This window comes from Mesorhizobium sp. M7A.F.Ca.CA.001.10.2.1, from assembly GCF_003998575.1.
GTDB lineage: Bacteria > Pseudomonadota > Alphaproteobacteria > Rhizobiales > Rhizobiaceae > Mesorhizobium.
Genome location: NZ_RZQY01001271.1, coordinates 1 through 587, shown reverse-complemented (window position 1 = coordinate 587; position 587 = coordinate 1). Strand labels below are relative to the sequence as shown.

At 61.0% G+C, this 587-nt stretch carries 1 protein-coding gene; it reads right to left on the bottom strand.

What is annotated here, in order from left to right; translation table 11 throughout:
- A partial coding sequence (locus EN964_RS36585) for an SDR family NAD(P)-dependent oxidoreductase (RefSeq protein ID WP_127277603.1) occupies positions 1–447 on the bottom strand: 447 nt, incomplete at its 3' end.
- Positions 448–587 lie beyond the last annotated feature (140 nt).

Below are 587 nucleotides of genomic sequence, written 5' to 3'. Positions count from 1 at the left end.
GACGCTGCCCTGTCCAGACGACATCACGCCAATCAACCCGGACGCCTCGACAAAGTCATCGAGGCTCTCGATCACGCGCAGCGGGCTCAGCGCGTTCGTGAGCATGACCCGGATGAATTCGTCGGTCGTCACCTGCCCGACCGTATCCGTCTCGTTGTTCGTCGTTCCGGCGTTAACGAACAGCATGTCGAACATCTTGCCGGTCAGGCGTTGGCGCAGGCCCGCAACCTGGTCGGGCTCGCAGATGTCCAGGGTCTCTATCTCGACCCGGCCAGCATGCTCGTCTGCCAGATCGTGCAGCAAGGTCCGGGTTCCGCCGCCGCGAACTGTGCCGACGACATTCCATCCCTTTTTTAGGAACTCGGCCGCCATGGCATGGCCGAGGCCCCGCGATGCGCCAATGAGGAGGATTGTGCGAGCTGGGTCGCTCGGAATGTGTTTGGGCATGAGAGTTGGTAGCTTTCGATGTTGGTCCGACAGCCGATATAAGCGGCCGTGCGCAGGGCGCCAGACGCATCAAAGTCAAAGTATGGTTGCATCAAACGCTATGTCTGGCGACGCGGCTGGGATAGGCTCAGGTCATGACC